The organism is Clostridium sp. (assembly GCF_051656525.1).
GTDB lineage: Bacteria > Bacillota > Clostridia > Clostridiales > Clostridiaceae > Clostridium.
This window is the reverse complement of record NZ_JBOGCC010000302.1, coordinates 1-16,484: the sequence shown is the minus strand read 5'-3', so window position 1 is coordinate 16,484 and position 16,484 is coordinate 1. Positions and strand designations below refer to the sequence as shown.

Annotated in this window: 15 protein-coding genes, 1 tRNA gene, 1 other RNA gene and 1 pseudogene; 4 read left to right on the top strand and 14 right to left on the bottom strand. The window is 29.0% G+C overall.

Annotated elements, in window-relative coordinates; all coding sequences use genetic code 11:
- Window positions 1-270: 270 nt before the first annotated feature.
- A pseudogene (thyA, locus tag ACRDDY_RS15320) lies at window positions 271-573 on the top strand (thymidylate synthase); the annotation flags it as partial.
- The gene (locus ACRDDY_RS15315) at window positions 573-1,064 is read left to right on the top strand and encodes a dihydrofolate reductase (RefSeq protein WP_438565808.1); all 492 of its coding nucleotides are present in this window, start codon (window positions 573-575) and stop codon (window positions 1,062-1,064) included. The pseudogene thyA and the gene ACRDDY_RS15315, both read left to right, overlap by 1 nt.
- A gap of 40 nt (window positions 1,065-1,104) precedes the next feature.
- Here the strand turns inward: ACRDDY_RS15315 and ACRDDY_RS15310 are convergent, their stop codons facing one another.
- From ACRDDY_RS15310 to pnuC (ACRDDY_RS15265), 10 genes are all read right to left on the bottom strand, one after another.
- Window positions 1,105-2,562 carry a protein adenylyltransferase SelO gene (locus ACRDDY_RS15310; protein ID WP_438565807.1) on the bottom strand — a complete coding sequence of 486 codons (1,458 nt, stop codon included), beginning with the start codon at window positions 2,560-2,562 and terminating at the stop codon, window positions 1,105-1,107.
- 334 nt (window positions 2,563-2,896) lie between these two features.
- Window positions 2,897-3,163: signal recognition particle sRNA large type (gene ffs, locus ACRDDY_RS15305), an RNA gene on the bottom strand.
- A gap of 45 nt (window positions 3,164-3,208) precedes the next feature.
- Window positions 3,209-3,568, bottom strand: coding sequence for a hypothetical protein (locus ACRDDY_RS15300; RefSeq protein WP_438565806.1), 360 nt, complete (start codon window positions 3,566-3,568; stop codon window positions 3,209-3,211).
- Between the two features lie 103 nt (window positions 3,569-3,671).
- The gene (pnuC, locus tag ACRDDY_RS15295; protein ID WP_438565805.1) at window positions 3,672-4,430 is read right to left on the bottom strand and encodes a nicotinamide riboside transporter PnuC; all 759 of its coding nucleotides are present in this window, start codon (window positions 4,428-4,430) and stop codon (window positions 3,672-3,674) included.
- Window positions 4,431-4,691: 261 nt separating this feature from the next.
- Entirely contained in the window at window positions 4,692-5,465 is a 774-nt protein-coding gene (lgt, locus tag ACRDDY_RS15290) for a prolipoprotein diacylglyceryl transferase (protein ID WP_438565804.1), read from the bottom strand.
- A gap of 31 nt (window positions 5,466-5,496) precedes the next feature.
- Window positions 5,497-5,949 carry a nucleoside deaminase gene (locus tag ACRDDY_RS15285; protein WP_438565803.1) on the bottom strand — a complete coding sequence of 151 codons (453 nt, stop codon included), beginning with the start codon at window positions 5,947-5,949 and terminating at the stop codon, window positions 5,497-5,499.
- Between the two features lie 50 nt (window positions 5,950-5,999).
- Window positions 6,000-7,250, bottom strand: coding sequence for an HlyC/CorC family transporter (locus ACRDDY_RS15280; RefSeq protein ID WP_438565802.1), 1,251 nt, complete (start codon window positions 7,248-7,250; stop codon window positions 6,000-6,002).
- 270 nt (window positions 7,251-7,520) lie between these two features.
- Window positions 7,521-7,904 carry a hypothetical protein gene (locus ACRDDY_RS15275; RefSeq protein ID WP_438565801.1) on the bottom strand — a complete coding sequence of 128 codons (384 nt, stop codon included), beginning with the start codon at window positions 7,902-7,904 and terminating at the stop codon, window positions 7,521-7,523.
- A gap of 87 nt (window positions 7,905-7,991) precedes the next feature.
- Window positions 7,992-8,552, bottom strand: coding sequence for a PepSY domain-containing protein (locus tag ACRDDY_RS15270; RefSeq protein WP_438565800.1), 561 nt, complete (start codon window positions 8,550-8,552; stop codon window positions 7,992-7,994).
- A 104-nt stretch (window positions 8,553-8,656) separates the two neighbouring features.
- The gene (pnuC, locus tag ACRDDY_RS15265; protein WP_438565799.1) at window positions 8,657-9,475 is read right to left on the bottom strand and encodes a nicotinamide riboside transporter PnuC; all 819 of its coding nucleotides are present in this window, start codon (window positions 9,473-9,475) and stop codon (window positions 8,657-8,659) included.
- Window positions 9,476-9,711: 236 nt separating this feature from the next.
- Between pnuC (ACRDDY_RS15265) and ACRDDY_RS15260 the strand changes: the two genes are divergently transcribed.
- Both ACRDDY_RS15260 and ACRDDY_RS15255 read left to right on the top strand, forming a co-directional pair.
- Window positions 9,712-10,338 carry a Crp/Fnr family transcriptional regulator gene (locus ACRDDY_RS15260; protein WP_438565798.1) on the top strand — a complete coding sequence of 209 codons (627 nt, stop codon included), beginning with the start codon at window positions 9,712-9,714 and terminating at the stop codon, window positions 10,336-10,338.
- Window positions 10,339-10,511: 173 nt separating this feature from the next.
- Window positions 10,512-11,900 (top strand): MFS transporter, encoded by a 1,389-nt coding sequence (locus ACRDDY_RS15255; RefSeq protein ID WP_438565797.1) that lies wholly within the window; start codon window positions 10,512-10,514, stop codon window positions 11,898-11,900.
- 78 nt (window positions 11,901-11,978) lie between these two features.
- Here the strand turns inward: ACRDDY_RS15255 and ACRDDY_RS15250 are convergent, their stop codons facing one another.
- The 4 genes from ACRDDY_RS15250 to ACRDDY_RS15235 form a co-directional block, all read right to left on the bottom strand.
- Window positions 11,979-12,863, bottom strand: coding sequence for a hypothetical protein (locus ACRDDY_RS15250; protein ID WP_438565796.1), 885 nt, complete (start codon window positions 12,861-12,863; stop codon window positions 11,979-11,981).
- A gap of 309 nt (window positions 12,864-13,172) precedes the next feature.
- Window positions 13,173-13,247 (bottom strand) — tRNA-Arg (locus ACRDDY_RS15245).
- A 48-nt stretch (window positions 13,248-13,295) separates the two neighbouring features.
- Window positions 13,296-15,659 carry a cation-translocating P-type ATPase gene (locus ACRDDY_RS15240; protein WP_438565795.1) on the bottom strand — a complete coding sequence of 788 codons (2,364 nt, stop codon included), beginning with the start codon at window positions 15,657-15,659 and terminating at the stop codon, window positions 13,296-13,298.
- A gap of 67 nt (window positions 15,660-15,726) precedes the next feature.
- On the bottom strand, window positions 15,727-16,272 hold the full coding sequence (locus ACRDDY_RS15235) for a hypothetical protein (RefSeq protein WP_438565794.1): 546 nt from the start codon (window positions 16,270-16,272) through the stop codon (window positions 15,727-15,729).
- Between the last annotated feature and the right edge of the window lie 212 nt (window positions 16,273-16,484).

Genomic DNA, 16,484 nt, shown 5'->3' with positions numbered 1-16,484 from the left:
TCCACTTCTAAATTATATGAACATTATAGCTACTTAATATAATAAATGCCAAACGACTATCGAAAACATATCTAGTGTATTTAAAAGGACATTAGCATAGAAGTTAGTAGAGTACCCCTCAAGCTTTTGGAGGTTGTTTCATACAAGGTAACGGGAAAAGCAGGGCTTCCTATCAATAATATTTTTAGGAAGGTGATATAGTCTTATCTATATAGAAATATATAGTAGTTTTAACTATTTAGATTCTAGCGAACTCTAAATAAAATTTTGTCAGGTGATATTCCACTAGGAGTACCATTCAACACAACCCAATATGCAGTACTTGTTCATTTAATTGCACAAGTGACAGGGCTTAAGCCTGGTTTATTTACTCATGTTATAAATAATGCCCATATTTATGAAAATCAAGTAGAAGGAATGAAGCTTCAACTTACGAGAAGAAATGAAGCTTTCAAAGCTCCTAAGCTTTGGATAAATCCTGAGATTACTGATTTTTATGATTTTACGATTGATGATATAAAGCTTGAAGATTATGAATATCATCCTTCAATAAAAATGGAGGTTTCTGTTTAATGCTTTCAATTATTGTGGCTAAAGCCTCTAATAATGCTATTGGTTTAGATAATAAACTTTTATGGCATATATCAGAAGATCTTAAAAGATTTAAGAATATAACTTCTGGTCATAATATTCTTATGGGAAGAAAGACCTTCGAGTCTCTTCCTGGAATTTTACCAAATAGGCATCATTACATCTTAACTAGAGATAAGTCTTTCTCTATAGATTCAGAAAAAGTTACCGTTCTATATTCAATAGAACAGTGTGTTGCTTTATTCCAAAACTCTTCCGAAGAAACCTTTGTTATAGGTGGTGGAGAGATTTATAATCTACTTTCACCTTACTGTTCTAAGATGTATATAACTAATATAAAAAAAGATTTTGAAGCAGATACATTCTTTCCACAGATTGATTATTCAAAATGGCAAACTATCCACATTTCTGGTGAACTTGCTGATGAAAAAAGTGGATTAATTTTTGAATTTGTGGATTTAGAAAAAAGATAGATAAAAAGTTCAAGTAGTTTTATTCTACTTGAACTTTTTTCTATGTTCCACAATATGTTACATATGCTTTTTCACTCCTTGGTAGTTCTGTATATCTTTTATTTTCCATATTGTAATCATAAGGATTTTTCAATACTTCTAAAAGATTATTCATTACAGATAAATCTCCATTATTTCCAGCCTCTAATGCTTCTTCAACTCTATGATTTCTTGGAATTATAAATGGATTGGATTTTTTCATTAATTTTATTATCTCATCTTTACTTTTCTCTTCTTTTTCTAATCTAGCTTTCCATGCCTCAACCCAAGCTTTAAATTCTTCTTTATCTTTTAATTCAGTAAAGCTATAATCCCCAAGTGTTAATGCAACAAAGGTATTTGTATAATCAGCTTTATATTTTTGCATTAATCCTAAAAGACTTTGAATTAAGTACTCATCTTCTTCTTTTTCTAGCTCTAAACCTAGCTTTCTCCTCATTCCTTTTAACTGTTCTAATTTATATATAACAGTAAATTTACCTACTTCTTCTTGAGCTATTTCTATTGCTTTCTCTCTATCCTCATGAATTAAATCTAATAAAGTTTCTGCAAATCTTGCAAGATTCCATCCGCTTATGTTTGGCTGATTTCCATAAGCATATCTTGCATACATATCTATCGAGCTAAATACAGTATCACTATCATAAGTATCCATAAAAGCACATGGACCATAATCTATAGTTTCACCTGAAATAAGCATATTATCAGTATTCATTACACCATGAACAAATCCAACTAACATCCATTTTGCAATAAGTTTAGCTTGTTTCTTCACAACCTCTCTCAAAAGATATATATACTTATTTTCACTATCTTCATACCCTTTAAAGTGTCTATCTAAAGTATAATCTGCTAAAGCCTTAACTTCTTCTTTTCCTCCTAAAGCTAAAGCATATTGAAAAGTTCCAACTCTTATATGACTTTTTGCAATACGTGTTAAAATAGCTCCCTTTAAAATACTTTCGCGATAAACCTCTTCACCAGTTTCTACAACTGCTAAGCTTCTACTAGTTTCTATATTAAGCCCATGCATTCCTTCACTAATAATATATTCTCTAAGCATTGGTTTTAATGCAGCTCTTCCATCTCCTCCTCTTGAGTAAGGAGTTCTTCCTGCACCTTTAAGTTGAATATCTAAAAGTTTTCCATCACTAGTTAAATGTTCACCTAAAAGAACAGCCCTTCCATCTCCAAGCATTGCAAAATTTCCAAATTGGTGTCCTGTATAAGCTTGTGAAATTGGAGTAACCTCTTCAAAAATTTTATTTCCTGATAATACTTCTAATCCCTCTTCACTTTCAAAAAACTCTCTACTTAATCCTAACTCTTTGATTAAATCCTCATTAAGCTTAACAAGCTTTGGTTTTCTTACCTTTGTTGGTTCTTGAACAGAATAAAACATATCTGGTAATTCTAAATATGTATTCTTTAAATTAAATCCACTCTTCATAAAAACCATCCTTTCTTTTGTTTATTTATTATAGTATATCATTTTACTCAGAATTAAAATAGGAGTAGACTTTAAAGTCCACTCCTATTTTCTATCTTTTATTCCTGTTATATACCAAGTCCTCTTTATAAAACTTCTTTTATAAACAATGAAAGGTATTATCAAGTATAATACTTCTTTAAATTTTACATAAGAAAAAGAGGGATATTATTGTGTGGCAATAATCCCTCTTTTTCTTGTCCTATTGTTTTATATGTTAATCCTATTGAAGAGTAACCTATTTTAATTATTAAAACGCGTTTTTTAATTTATATGTACGCTTTTTATTTTTTTCATAAAAAAACTGCGCACCTCACTTCGACAGTAACTTATAAGCGTTACCTATGTAGTTAGCTCAGGCCAGATTTATCCACGGCACACGGAAAGACACCACTTATTGCTGCTTCCTTCCGGACCTGACAAGGTTCATGGGCTTCCATTGCGTGGGACCCAACCATCAACACCACTTTCATAGGGCAGACCGAACAAGCTAAAGCCTCAATTGAGGACTTCGATCCTGCTATAGCGGATTGCAGGTTACAGGGCACCGCTAACTCCCCATCTAGCACAGTTCTTATTCATTCTATCACAAATGCAACCCTAGTTCAATAATTATTTAATTAGATACTAAATCTTGTTGAAGATTTGATATAAGCTGTGTTTGCAATCCTAGTATATTACTCGCACTATCCTCTGATACATCAGGTATAGAGGCATTTAAATCTTTTCCAGCTTGAACTGTTAAGCTTCCCATATTTCTTGAACTATCTTCTTGTAATTGTTCTTCCATATTTTGAATTCTAAGATTATTTACTTTTATTGTGGATAATTGTTCTTCTGTATATTTATCACCTTTTTTATTTATGTATGCATATTCAGTTTTTTTATCATAAACTTTTACTCCTATTATAATTGCAACTATAGCTACTATAACTATAACTCCAATTATAATTGTGATTATCTTCTTTTTACTCATCGTTTCCTCCATTAAATTTATCTTACTACATTATATTTTATCTTATCTCTCTCTATAATAGTATAAAAAAGCCTTAAGAAATTTCTTCCTTAAGGCTTAAGTATTATTTATTTTTATTTAATCTTCTCCAGTTTATAAATCCGTATACTCCGTTTAATGTAAACTGAATCCACATTATAGCTCCTGATAATGAATTAAATGAAAAACTTCCTGCACTTACTAATGAAAGTATAAATAATATTATTCCTACTGCATCAGTTAATATCCAGAAATACCATTGCTCAACGTATCTCTTAATTGACATTATAACTGCACAAATCATTAATGTTGATGTTAATCCATCTATAATAAATTGTTTGTCTGGATCTATTGTTACATGGAATAATACTGTAAATATGTTTGGTAACTCTTTTAATAATAATGCATATAACACCCAAACTACTACAAAGAATATTCCTAAAACAGTCCAGCTCTTTCCATTCATCTTTCTTACTTCAAGCTCACCCGAATTACCTTGCTTTAAATTTTTATTCCATAAATAGAAACCTATAAATTGCATTGGTATTTGGAAAAGTACATATAAAATTACTTGTCCATATATATGACTGAAATATGCTACACATGCATATGCTGCTGCATTAAAGAATCCCCAGATATAACAAACAACGCTTGCTCTAGCTGTATAAATCGCTGCAAAAAGCCCTGCAATAGTTGAAATAAACCCAAGTACTGCTGCTGCTGTAAATATATCTTTTGTTGAACCCGCTATAACTGCTGGTGCAAAAAAAAGAATAATGTTTAATATTAAGAATACTAGAAAATAAATCTTGTGAAATTTTGAAAATGATTTAAAAAAGTTCATTTTTTTCTCCCCTTAATCTTTTGTTTTAATATTATCTTTTTCATAATACTAAAGATTTTATTAAAATAATAATTATTTTTACATAAATTTTTTTAATATTTTGTAAAGAAAACATTTACTTTAGCATTTATATACAATTTTCCCTTAATGTATTAGTAACACTCTTATTTTTTTATCCATATTTTAATTTAGAATTTATTGTCGTATTTTATTAAAATAATAAAGCTGCCATAACACAAAAAGTATTATAACAGCTTAAATTTATGCTCTCTTTTTTATTTTCACTATATACACTATCCCCAAAATGCCTACTATAATCCCTGCTAAAGATATCATTTGTGCAATTCTTAATCCAAAGAACATTAAACTATCTGTTCTTAGTCCTTCAATGAAGAATCTTCCAATTGAGTATAATATCATATAGCTACATATAGTTATTCCTTCATATCCTTTTTTCACTTTGTATAAAATAATCACTAATAAGACACAAACTAATATGTTCCATATTGATTCATATAAAAATGTAGGATGATAATACTGTCCATTTATATACATCCCATCTCTAATAAACTTTGGGAAATATGATATAAATTCCTTAGATACGGGCCCTCCATGAGCCTCACTATTCATAAAATTCCCCCATCTTCCTATTGCTTGAGCTAATATTATAGATGGTGCTACTAAATCAGCATAAGCTAAAAAGTTTATCTTTTTTATTTTTGTGAATATAAATGCTGCTAAAAAAGCTCCTATAAGCCCTCCATGTATAGCAAGTCCACCTTGCCTTATATCAAGCATTTTTAATATATCACCTTTATAATAACTCCACTCAAATATAACATAATAAGCTCTAGCTCCAATTATTGCACATGGAAATGCTACTAAAAACAAATCAATTAATGTATCAAAACTCAGTCCTTTTTTCTTTGCATTAAAATATGCTAAAACAAATGCAAGTATTATTCCAATTCCTATTAATACCCCATACCACATAACTTCAAATCCACCAATTTCAAAAGCTACCGGATTATTCATCCAATCCCCCCTATTCACTTCTTTTTAATAATTATAACCTTTTATTCATATTTCTTCTACCTTCAAAAAAATTTTTAATTAAATCCCCACATTCTTTATCATAATGCCATATAACTTCTACATATGAATTTAGATGCTCATTTTGACTTAAATCTAAGACTGTTCCACAAGCTCCCATATCACGATTAAACCAACCTATATGTAATTTTGAAATCCTACTTTGTACTATCGCACTTATACACATACTACAAGGTTCTAATGTTACATACATCTCTGCACCATTTAATCTCCAATCTCCCTTATTTTTCACAGCCTCATTTATTGCTATAATTTCTGCATGTGCTAAAGGATTTTTAAGCTTTTCTTTTAAATTATGACCTTTTCCTATTATCTCTCCATCCTGAACAATAATTGCTCCAACAGGGATTTCACCATTTTCTAATGCTTTTTTTGCTTCTTCTCTTGCTAAATCTAAATAATCCACAATACATCACCTCAGAAAAAAATTAGGACAGCTAATAAGCTGTCCCCCTTTTACGTATATATTCTTACCTTTTTCACTCTATTTTTATCAAGTTCTTCAACTATAAATTTAATTCTATCTATTATAACTTCCTCTTTCTCTTCTGGAATCCTTCCTAAAGCTCCAATTATAAGCCCTCCAATAGAATCAAATTCTTCTGACTCAAAATTAACTCCTATAAGTTCACTTACATCATCTAATTTTGAACTACCATCTACAATATATTCATCTTCTTTAACAACTTCAATCATATCATTTTCTTTATCATATTCATCTTCAATTTCACCAACAATTTCTTCAATAAGGTCTTCTATAGTAACTATTCCTACAGTTCCACCATATTCATCTAAAACTATTGCCATATGATTTCTAGTTTTCTTCATTTCATTAAATAACTCAATTATTTTTTTAAACTCAAATGTGAAAAATGCATCTCTAACATAACTTTTTAAGCTAAAGTTTTCATTCTTCTCTTCTGCTAATATAAGATCCTTAACATTTAGAACACCTATAATATTATCAATTGTATCATCATATACCGGTATTCTTGAATACTGATCTTCTTTTATAACCCTTAAAACTTCATTATAGTCATCATTTATATTTAAAGCTGTAATATCTACTCTTTGTACCATTACATCTTTAACTTGAAGGTCTGCAAAATCAAAAACATTAAAAATCATTTCTTTTTCAACATCTTCTAAAACGCCTTCTTCTTCACTTACACCAACCATTGTTTTAAGTTCTTCTTCTGTAATAAATGGCTCTGATGCCTTCGGGTCCCCTCCAAACAGTCTTATAAAAACTGATGACACCGCTGTAAAAATAGCTACAAAAGGTCTAAACACTCCTACACAGAATCTTATAGGCTTTGACACCCTTAAAGATACTTTTTCAGATTTTTGTTTTGCTATAGTTTTTGGGGTTATTTCACCAAAAATAAGAACTAATACTGTCATTACACCAGTTGATATTGCAATTGCTGCATCACTTCCATTAAAAACTTTAACAGCTAAAGATGTAGCTATAGATGATGCTCCAATATTAACTATATTATTTCCTATAAGTATTGCTCCTAACAACTTATTTGGGTCCTCAGTAAGCTTTTCTACAAGCTTTGCACCCTTCACACCTTCCTCAACCATATGTCTTATTCTAATCTTGCTTAAAGACATTAATGCCGTTTCCGACATTGAGAAAAATCCTGATAAAATAAGTAATACTACTAATAAAATAATCTGCCCCGTATAACTAGAGTCCAACCATTATCACTCTCCTAATTTATTTATATATTTTTTCCATTATATCATATACTATGAATATTTTATAGAATGATACATTTCTTCTCTTTTGAAAGTTAAAAAAATAACAATATTTATACTTATTGTTATTTTTTTAACGATAATTAAATTTTATACGAATATATTTTCTCTTTTTCTGTTGGTATTACTCTATTTATCTCGTTCATATTTTATATCGTTAATTTATTAACAATAATAGTGATTTAACTTATTATTCTTTTTATGGATTTTTTAGGGGTTTTTTAACACTTTTATAGATTTATCTAAATCTCCCTCCACCTTTTTTATTACATAGTCTAAATTTGTAGTTCCATATTTTTCAATTAAATCATAATTATCTATTCCAATTCGTTTTACTTCCTCAACCCAAGCCAAAGCTAAACCTTCAGTAACCTTTTTATCATCATAATTTATCTCTAATGTTGTTTCTTGAAAATCAACTACTATTTTCTCTATTCCATTAAGCTTTTTTAATGCAATATGTAAAAATTTCTCATATTGCATATTTTCTTCATCAATTTTTTTAAGTCCATTTATTTTAAAAATTATCTTCCCTTTCTCTTTTTTATAAATTTTTATTTTCATCAAATTAGCTATCATCATTTTCTTAAACATTTCATACTCCTAAAATCTTTCTTATAAAATATATCTATTCTAAGAGCTTCACTTTTATTCTTTACTTCCTAATTTGAAAAGATGATGTTAAACAACACGCTTAACATCATCTCTATCTATTCCTATAATTTTTCCATCTCTTGCATCTAATAATATTGCTATTTCATTCCCATCTTTATGTACTATTCCCTCATATGTTGGAATTTCTGCATCCCCCTCAAACTTAAACCCTTTAATTTCTCCACCTGTCGCTCTATCTAACATTATTTTATGTGCTTCCTGAGCAGTAATTACTTTTCCTTCATATACTTCTGTATATCTATTTAACTTTTCCTCTTTATAATCTAAAACTACTCCTGTTTTTGCATCTAAAGAAATTCTATACTCTTTCTCATGCTTTATAAGCCTACCTTGGAACACAGGAATAAACCTTTCCTCATCATATGTAAATTCAACTATCTTACTATTTGGTACTTTATTGTACATCATTTCCTTAGCTAAAGTTTCATTAATTAAACCATCTTCTTTTTCAATCATATCTTCAATTCCCTTAGCAAAAGCCCCTTCTACACCTTCATCTTTCAATATAAATATTAAAGATAACATAGATACAACTATTACTATCATTCTTAAATTAATCTTTTTCATCTTTTTTAATCCTCCTTTGCTATATTCTCCCTCATTTTTATTAATTTATACATTTAAAATAAAAAAAGAAATAAGAAAGTTTCCCTTCTTATTTCTTATATCTACTAAACTACTGCTTCTTTATGCTTTTTATTGTACATCTTTTTCCATAAGTAGAATCCATATATAGCTCCTACTCCATATTGTATCCAGTTAATTGCTCCTGATAAATCATTTACAAGTCCTGATGCTGTAAAATGTGTTGTTGTCACTAATCCTTCAATAAATAATACAGCTCCTATATTACAGAATATCCAGAACCACCATTGTTCTATATATCTTCTTGATGTTAAGAACATTGCCATTACTGTTAAAACCGTTGTTAATGAATCTAATTTAGGACTTGGATCTGGTGCAATAAGTTTTCCACCAAATATTCCTTGTATTATTTCTGGTAAGTGAGTTAAGAATATATAATATACTCCCCAACATATTATTAATGCTACTATTGTTATTACCCAATGGAACACTTTAAACTTTTTAATTTCAATTGTATTATCTGCTGACTTTGCTAAGTTTTTCTTCCATGCAATTAGTCCTGCAATCTGTATTGGTAATAGTAATATTATATTTTGAATTATCTGTCCATATAAGGCACTTTCATATGATATCCATGCATATGTTATTGTGTTTATTATTAAGAAAAAATATACTATAATCTCTCCTCTTGCTTGATATATAGAAGCTAATACTCCTGTTAATGAACATATTAAACCTATAATTGCTATCGGTGTAAATAAACCACTTATTTTCGATCCTAACAAAACAGGACTTATAAATGAAAATATACTTGCTGCTCCAAATATAATTAAAAATCCTCTTTGGAAATTTGTAAGGGAAGCCCAAAATCCTTTTCTTTCTCTACCTGCTCCAGCCATTTCCATTAAACTGCACTCTCCTTCAATCTTCTTATGTAAAATCTTTTCTTTTATCTCTGGTTATATTATCATTTTTTTAGTAACCCTTTTCAAGGACATTTGTCCTAAAATAATTTAAGTTTTTTTGTACAAAATGACAGTATTTTTAAAAACCTTTGATAACTTCAAAAATTTAAAATAAATATTTGAACTAAAGCCTTATTTTTGGTAGGTTTATTATAGGAACTTAAGGAAGGATATATATGAATAATCAGATAACAAAATTATTAAAAAACCATAAAAAAAAATTTAAAATAAAAACTTTTAAAAAAAATGCTCCTTTATTAACTCAAGGAAATCGAATTGATAATGTTTATGTATTGATAGAAGGTACCGTTAAACTTTGTCATTCAGATTTTTCTCATCAAACATATCTTATTGATATAGAAGAATCTGAAACTATCTTTGGTGAAATTGAAGCATTACAAAATAAACCTATCGGAGTTACTATTATACCTCTAACACTTTGCAAGGCATTAGAAATACCTAAAAATGATTTTTTAGAGCTAGTTTCTACTAATATAGAACTGTCACTTTTTCTAAACTATAAATTTTCCAATAGAATGTATGAAAGTTGGTCTAGAGAAATGCGACATGTAACCTTACCTTTAAAAGATAGAATTCTATATTTTTTAATAACTATAGAAAAGAAAAATTTATCAATACCTTTAACAAAAAATCTTTTAGTAGAAGGTGTGGGCTCAAATATTCGAAGTGTTAATAGAGCTTTGCGTGATTTAGTCTTAGAAGAACTTATAACATTAGAAAATGCTATAATAAAAATAACTTCTCTAACACTTTTAGAAGATTATTTTGATAACTTAATTTAAAAATATATTAAGTCTATCTTATGTAGTACTAACAGATAACTAAGATATCTCCAAAATATCTTTTTAATTTGTTAGTACTATCAATAATATACTCCAATTTATATTATTAAACTAATTTGACCTCATTTTTGATAAGGTTTACAATACTTTATGAAAAACAAGGGGGTTTTTATATGAAAGTTTTATCATTTCTCAAACCGGCACCAATTTCAAATACAACGGTGCCTGAATCAAAAGTCAAAAGTACTTATACCAAGCGTAGATTTTCAGTATTTATAAGTATTTATATTGCTTACGCTGCCTACTATATTGTTAGGGATAACTTCACTATCAGTTCGCCCTATCTTATGCAATACTATCACTTTGATAAAGCCACTATTGGTTTAATTCTTTCTTGCTTAGCAATTTCTTATGGAATTTCCAAATTCATTATGGGATCTTTAGCAGATAAATGTAATCCACGATATTATATCGCAACAGGTTTAATCTGTTCTTCTGTCTTAAATTTTCTCTTTGGTGCTACTAGTAATAAATATATTATGATACTACTTATCGTTCTTATGGGAATTTTTCAAGGAATGGGAGCTCCAGCTGCACATAAAACTTTAGCTGTTTGGTTTTCAAATAAAGAACGTGGTACATACGTTTCAGCTTGGAATACTTCACATAATGTTGGTGGTGGATTAATTCCATTACTTGTTACTTTAGCTTTATCTATATTTGGTTTAAGATATTGGAAGTCAATTTTCTTTTTCCCATCTGTTCTATCTATTATTTTAGCTGTTATTGTTATTTTATTTGGTGCAGATACTCCTGAAAGTGTTGGTTTACCACCTATAGAGGAGTTTAAGAAAAATGATTATTCTAATGAAAATGGTAATGTTACAGTAGTTGAAGCCCATAATAAACTACCTTTATTTGATATTATTAAACAATGTATATTAAAAAGACCTGCAATTTGGATATTAGCACTTTCAAATGCTGCTGTTTATATTATTCGATACGGTATTGAAAATTGGATTCCTATTTACTTACATGCAATGAAAGGATTTACTTTAGCTCAGTCTAGAGATTGCTTCTCTATTTATGAGTTTGCTGCCATTCCAGGTACAATTTTAATTGGTATTATAAGTGACAAGGTTTTTAAAGGTAAGCGTTCTGGATTAGCCGCTGCATTAATATTCTTATTAAGCTTAACATTCATTGCTTACTGGGTAACTAAATCTAGTACCCTTATCTATTTTGAAGTTGGAATAATGGGAATCTTAGTATATGGACCACAAATGTTAATTACTGTTCTAACCATGGATTTAGTTCCTAAATTTGCAGTTGGTGGTACTGATGGATTTGTAGGTTTATTTGGGTATATATTTGGTGAGGTAATTGCTTCTTATGTAATAGGTGCTTTAGTAGATTTACTAGGTTGGAAAGCTTCTTTCTTCACAATTATCATTGCTGCAATTGTGAGTATTATATGCTTTATTATTTTAATTAATGTTGAAAAACATATAAATAAAGGACTTGATAAAATCTATTCTCACTTTAACTTAAATCAAAACTAATATATATTATTAATGGTAAATGAGTCGCTTATTTTTAAACGAGTCATTTACCATTATATTTTTGTATTGCTTTTTATATTATTTTTTATTTATATATTCTAAAATAGCTAAACTTAATATATCTATAACTTTTTTCTCTTTATGTTTTTTTAGATACTTATTAAATTTATCATTTACTTCTTTGTAAAGTCTTATAGAACGCGTTGTAGTTTCTTTTGTGTTTTTTATTGTAATTACACTCTCATTTTTAGCCTCTCCATTTTCTAAAACAGAAATTCTTTCCTCAAGCTTCATTAATAAATCTCTAATATCACTTACTTCGCTTGTATTTTCAGGATTCGCTACATTTTCCTTTATAACTTCAACATTTATTTCTTGATTAACTATATCTTTTTTAGTTTCTTCCTCCCCTACGGTTTCCTTCTCCTTAGTTTTATTCCATAAGCTTTCTCTAAGCTTACTAAGGGCTTTCTCTACTTCAAACTCTGCTGGGTCTATTGTAGCTTTTTCATCTATATTATCTTCTTCAACATCTACTACAGTTTCTTTTATATCTTCAACTACTTCAATCTCTTCTATCATCTTCTTTTCTTCTTTTAATTCTTTAGCATCATTAATCTTATTAAGAGTTTTAGCCACTTCTACAACTTCACTTTGACTATCTTCCTTTAACTCTACAAGTTTCTTTCCTTTAGCTTTTTTAACTTCCTTCACCTTATCAGCTTTCTTCTTAACTGATTTCTTTTTAGGCTTTTCTTCAATAGCCACTTTAGCTACTTCACCTTCAACAACATACTGATTAAGCTCTTTATTGTATACATATCCTTCTCTTTTAAGTCTTGTCAAAACACTAGATCTTGCAAGATTAACTTCCTTACATATAACAACACCACTTTTACCAGCCTTAAGACCATCATTAAAGATTTTCGCTAGTTCCTCTGTTTTATACTCACTAATCTTCATACCTACAAACTCCTATTCAAACTAAAATAAAATAATTACTATATATTATTTTAAATATTTTCATTACTAAAAGCAATACAAATTTCATTTTCCCACTAACATAGAATACTTCTTAGCAGTTATTCCTTTTAGTAGCATAAAATATTCAAAAAACTTTTCAGCATCTTTAATAACACTCTTCTTTGTCACTTTTTTCTTAAAAAATATCTAAATCGCCTTCATTTCTAATTATTAATTCTCACATATTATTTCTTAAATAGAAAAACGTCTTAACTTTTCAATCCAAAGCTAAGACGTTTTCTACATATTTGGCACCCCCAACAAGAATCGAACTTGTATCTATCCCTTAGGAGGGGACTATTCTATCCATTAAACTATGAGGGCCTATAATAAAATACTATTATAAGTCTCCTCTTCTGTCAATCCATATTTTTACTTTTCTATGTGTTTTTTTGTTCTTATCAAGCTTACTACTATTGCAAGTACTGGTATTGAACCAACTACTGCTGCACCTGATATTAACCATTCTGTTTTTGTTATTGGTGCTAACGAGAATATTATTCTTCCTATTGGTGTTACAAATGCAAGTGCTATTATTCCACTCATGACAAGTCCTAAACCTATTTTGAATGGTGTTAATGGTAGTGATACCTTAAATAGTATTACTATACTAACTCCTGCAAGCATTAGTACGGCTAAAGTTTGTGACTTATAAAGATCAACTCCTGATTTATATGATATTAAAAAGGTTATTGTCACAAACAATGAAATTAATACACCATTTGGTATACTTGCAGTTAAAATTCTTCCTAAGAATCCCTTTTTTACTCTGTTCTGATTTGGTAATACAGCCAAAAATAATGCTGGTATTCCTATCGCACAGCTACCTATTAGTGATAACTGTATTGGATCTATTGGAAATGGCATCATTAATACAGAAAACACTACTGCTAGTATTATAGAATATGTTGTCTTTGATAAGAATAATTGTGCTACCCTTTCAAGATTATTTATTTGTTGTCTTCCTTCTGCAACTACTTTTGGTAATGCACTAAAGTTAGATTTCATTAATACTAATTGTGCTACAGCTTTAGTTGCATCTGATCCATTAGCCATTGCTATTCCACAATCTGCTTCTTTTAATGCTAATACATCATTTACTCCATCACCTGTCATTGCAACAGTATGATCTTTCTCTTGAAGCGCCTTTACAAAAGCTTTCTTCTGATGTGGAGTAACTCTTCCAAAGACAGTATATTTTTCAACTGCTTTTTTTAATTCTTCTGAATCTTCTCCAATTTCTCTTGCATCAATGTAATTTTCTGCTCCAAATACTCCTGCTCTCTTGGCAACAGCTGATACTGTCACTGGATTATCTCCTGATATAACTTTTACGCTAACCCCTTCGTCATTAAAATATTTTAACGTTTCTGGTGCATCTTCTCTAATTATATCTTCAATTAAAATTAATCCTATTAGTTCCATATCAGATAACTTTTCAACCTTTACAGTTTTCAAAGTCGTTTCTCCAAGCGCTAGAACTCTTCTACCTTTTATAGCTTCTTTTTCTACTAATTCTTTTATTTCTAAGTATCTATCACCCATTACTATTTCTGGAGCTCCTAAAATAAAAGTTCCCTTATCTTTTATAATAAGCCCTCCCCATTTTCTTTTTGATGAAAATGGCATTTTCTCTACTATCTTAAAATCTGGCTTCTCTGGATATTTATCTAATATAGCTATTTGTGTCGGATTCTTACTTGGAAGTTCATGCACTATTGTACTTAATATATCATCAACTTCTTTTTTTGAATATTTCTTTGATAAATCCTCTACTCCAACTAAATTAAGTCTTCCTTCTGTTATAGTTCCTGTTTTATCTACACACAAAACATCTACTCTTGCAAGTACCTCTGTTGCTGATAATTCTTGAACTAATGTATCAAATTTAGATAATTTGATTATTGCTACTATAAATGTTGCACTTGTTAAAAGAACCAATCCTTCTGGTACCATTCCTATAATTCCTGATACTGTTCCAAGTATTGCTTCATTGATACTTGTTTTTATAAATACTAATTGGCTTACTGCTAATAATATTCCTATTGGCACTATCAATATTAGTAATACCTTTAATATCTTATTCGTTGCATTTTGAAGTTCTGAGTTTGTTATCTTAAATTTTCTAGCTTCATCTGCAAGTTTAGATGAATATGTATTAGCTCCAACCTTTGTAACCTTCATATACCCTTCTCCTGCTACTACAAAACTCCCTGATAACATATGGTCATTTGTCTTTTTTCCTATAGGATCAGCTTCTCCTGTTAGCATAGATTCATCTATTTCAATTTCATCGCTTTCAATAAGCTCTCCATCAGCTAAAATTTGATCTCCTGTTGTTAAAAAGACTATGTCATCTTTAACTATTTCCTCTATACCTATAGATTCTTTCTTTCCATTTCTAATAACATTACAATGCGCTTCACTTATTACTGATAACTTCTCAATAATATTTTTAGCCTTAACTTCTTGAATTACTCCAATTAAACTATTTACTATAATAACGCCTGCAAATATTGCATTTTTAGGAGATCCTGCAAAAATTACAGCCCCTGCTAAAACTAAGTTTAATGCATTAAACATTGTAAAGAAATTTGATCTAATTATTTGAGGCATTGTTTTAGAAGGTGCTTTTTGAAGAAGATTAACTTCTCCCCTTCTTATTCTTTCTTCAACCTGCTTATCTGTTAATCCTAAAATGTCTTTTTTTTCATTTTTCATAGATCTACATTCCATGCTTAACTCCTTACAAAATATTTAGTTTTTCCTAATTATATTTTATACACTAAACCTTAACTAATCCTTAAATTTTATTCCTAATTCTATGTAATTCATTACTTATATCATCCAAATCCTTATTTTTAGTTAAATCTTTCAAAGAATTTATATATCCTGATATTTCCCCTGCTCTATATCCTTCATCATTTGTCCATTCTAAAAGTTCCCTTATATACTCACCATCATTTGATTTATTATTCACTATCCAATTTACATTATCTTTATCTCTTTTAATTATATTTTTTCCAATCTTCATCTTTATTGTATTGCTATATGTATTATTTTTTATAATATATATATTATATCCATTTTGAGCCAACTTTTGAAGATATCCCATACTCTTATTTAAATCATCGTCTTCATTTAAATAAACTATGTATCCTGTAAGTCCTTCCATTTTTTTTGGTGATAATTTTATATATTCTCTATAGTTATTCACAGTAACCATACCTTTATCCACATATTCCTCATATTGTTCTCTTGTTCCCTGTGCATAACTTATAACTACATCTATAACACAAGCACAGACAGCAATTATTATTACACTCATAATTTTTCTATATCTTTTCATACTTTTTTCACCTCTCTTTATATGTTTTCCCTAGTTTTATATAATTAAAACAACTTACTTTAAATTTTTCTAAATTTATACTATACTTTTTAAATAGACTTAATGAGTTTTAATTAATTTTAGGAGGAAAACTTATGCTTAGAACTATAATCTTCTATCCTTGTGTTGTTTTCACATTAGTTTTATCATTCTTTGTTTCACTTAGATATAGA

Excerpts from the sequence above, each read along its gene's own strand:
- ACRDDY_RS15315 (WP_438565808.1), top strand. The coding sequence starts at position 573 with ATGCTTTCAATTATTGTGGCTAAAGCCTCTAATAATGCTATTGGTTTA.
- ACRDDY_RS15310 (WP_438565807.1), bottom strand. The coding sequence starts at position 2,562 with ATGGTTTTTATGAAGAGTGGATTTAATTTAAAGAATACATATTTAGAA.
- ACRDDY_RS15300 (WP_438565806.1), bottom strand. The coding sequence starts at position 3,568 with ATGAGTAAAAAGAAGATAATCACAATTATAATTGGAGTTATAGTTATA.
- pnuC (WP_438565805.1), bottom strand. The coding sequence starts at position 4,430 with ATGAACTTTTTTAAATCATTTTCAAAATTTCACAAGATTTATTTTCTA.
- lgt (WP_438565804.1), bottom strand. The coding sequence starts at position 5,465 with ATGAATAATCCGGTAGCTTTTGAAATTGGTGGATTTGAAGTTATGTGG.
- ACRDDY_RS15275 (WP_438565801.1), bottom strand. The coding sequence starts at position 7,904 with ATGTTTAAGAAAATGATGATAGCTAATTTGATGAAAATAAAAATTTAT.
- ACRDDY_RS15270 (WP_438565800.1), bottom strand. The coding sequence starts at position 8,552 with ATGAAAAAGATTAATTTAAGAATGATAGTAATAGTTGTATCTATGTTA.
- pnuC (WP_438565799.1), bottom strand. The coding sequence starts at position 9,475 with ATGGAAATGGCTGGAGCAGGTAGAGAAAGAAAAGGATTTTGGGCTTCC.
- ACRDDY_RS15260 (WP_438565798.1), top strand. The coding sequence starts at position 9,712 with ATGAATAATCAGATAACAAAATTATTAAAAAACCATAAAAAAAAATTT.
- ACRDDY_RS15255 (WP_438565797.1), top strand. The coding sequence starts at position 10,512 with ATGAAAGTTTTATCATTTCTCAAACCGGCACCAATTTCAAATACAACG.
- ACRDDY_RS15250 (WP_438565796.1), bottom strand. The coding sequence starts at position 12,863 with ATGAAGATTAGTGAGTATAAAACAGAGGAACTAGCGAAAATCTTTAAT.
- ACRDDY_RS15240 (WP_438565795.1), bottom strand. The coding sequence starts at position 15,659 with ATGGAATGTAGATCTATGAAAAATGAAAAAAAAGACATTTTAGGATTA.
- ACRDDY_RS15235 (WP_438565794.1), bottom strand. The coding sequence starts at position 16,272 with ATGAAAAGATATAGAAAAATTATGAGTGTAATAATAATTGCTGTCTGT.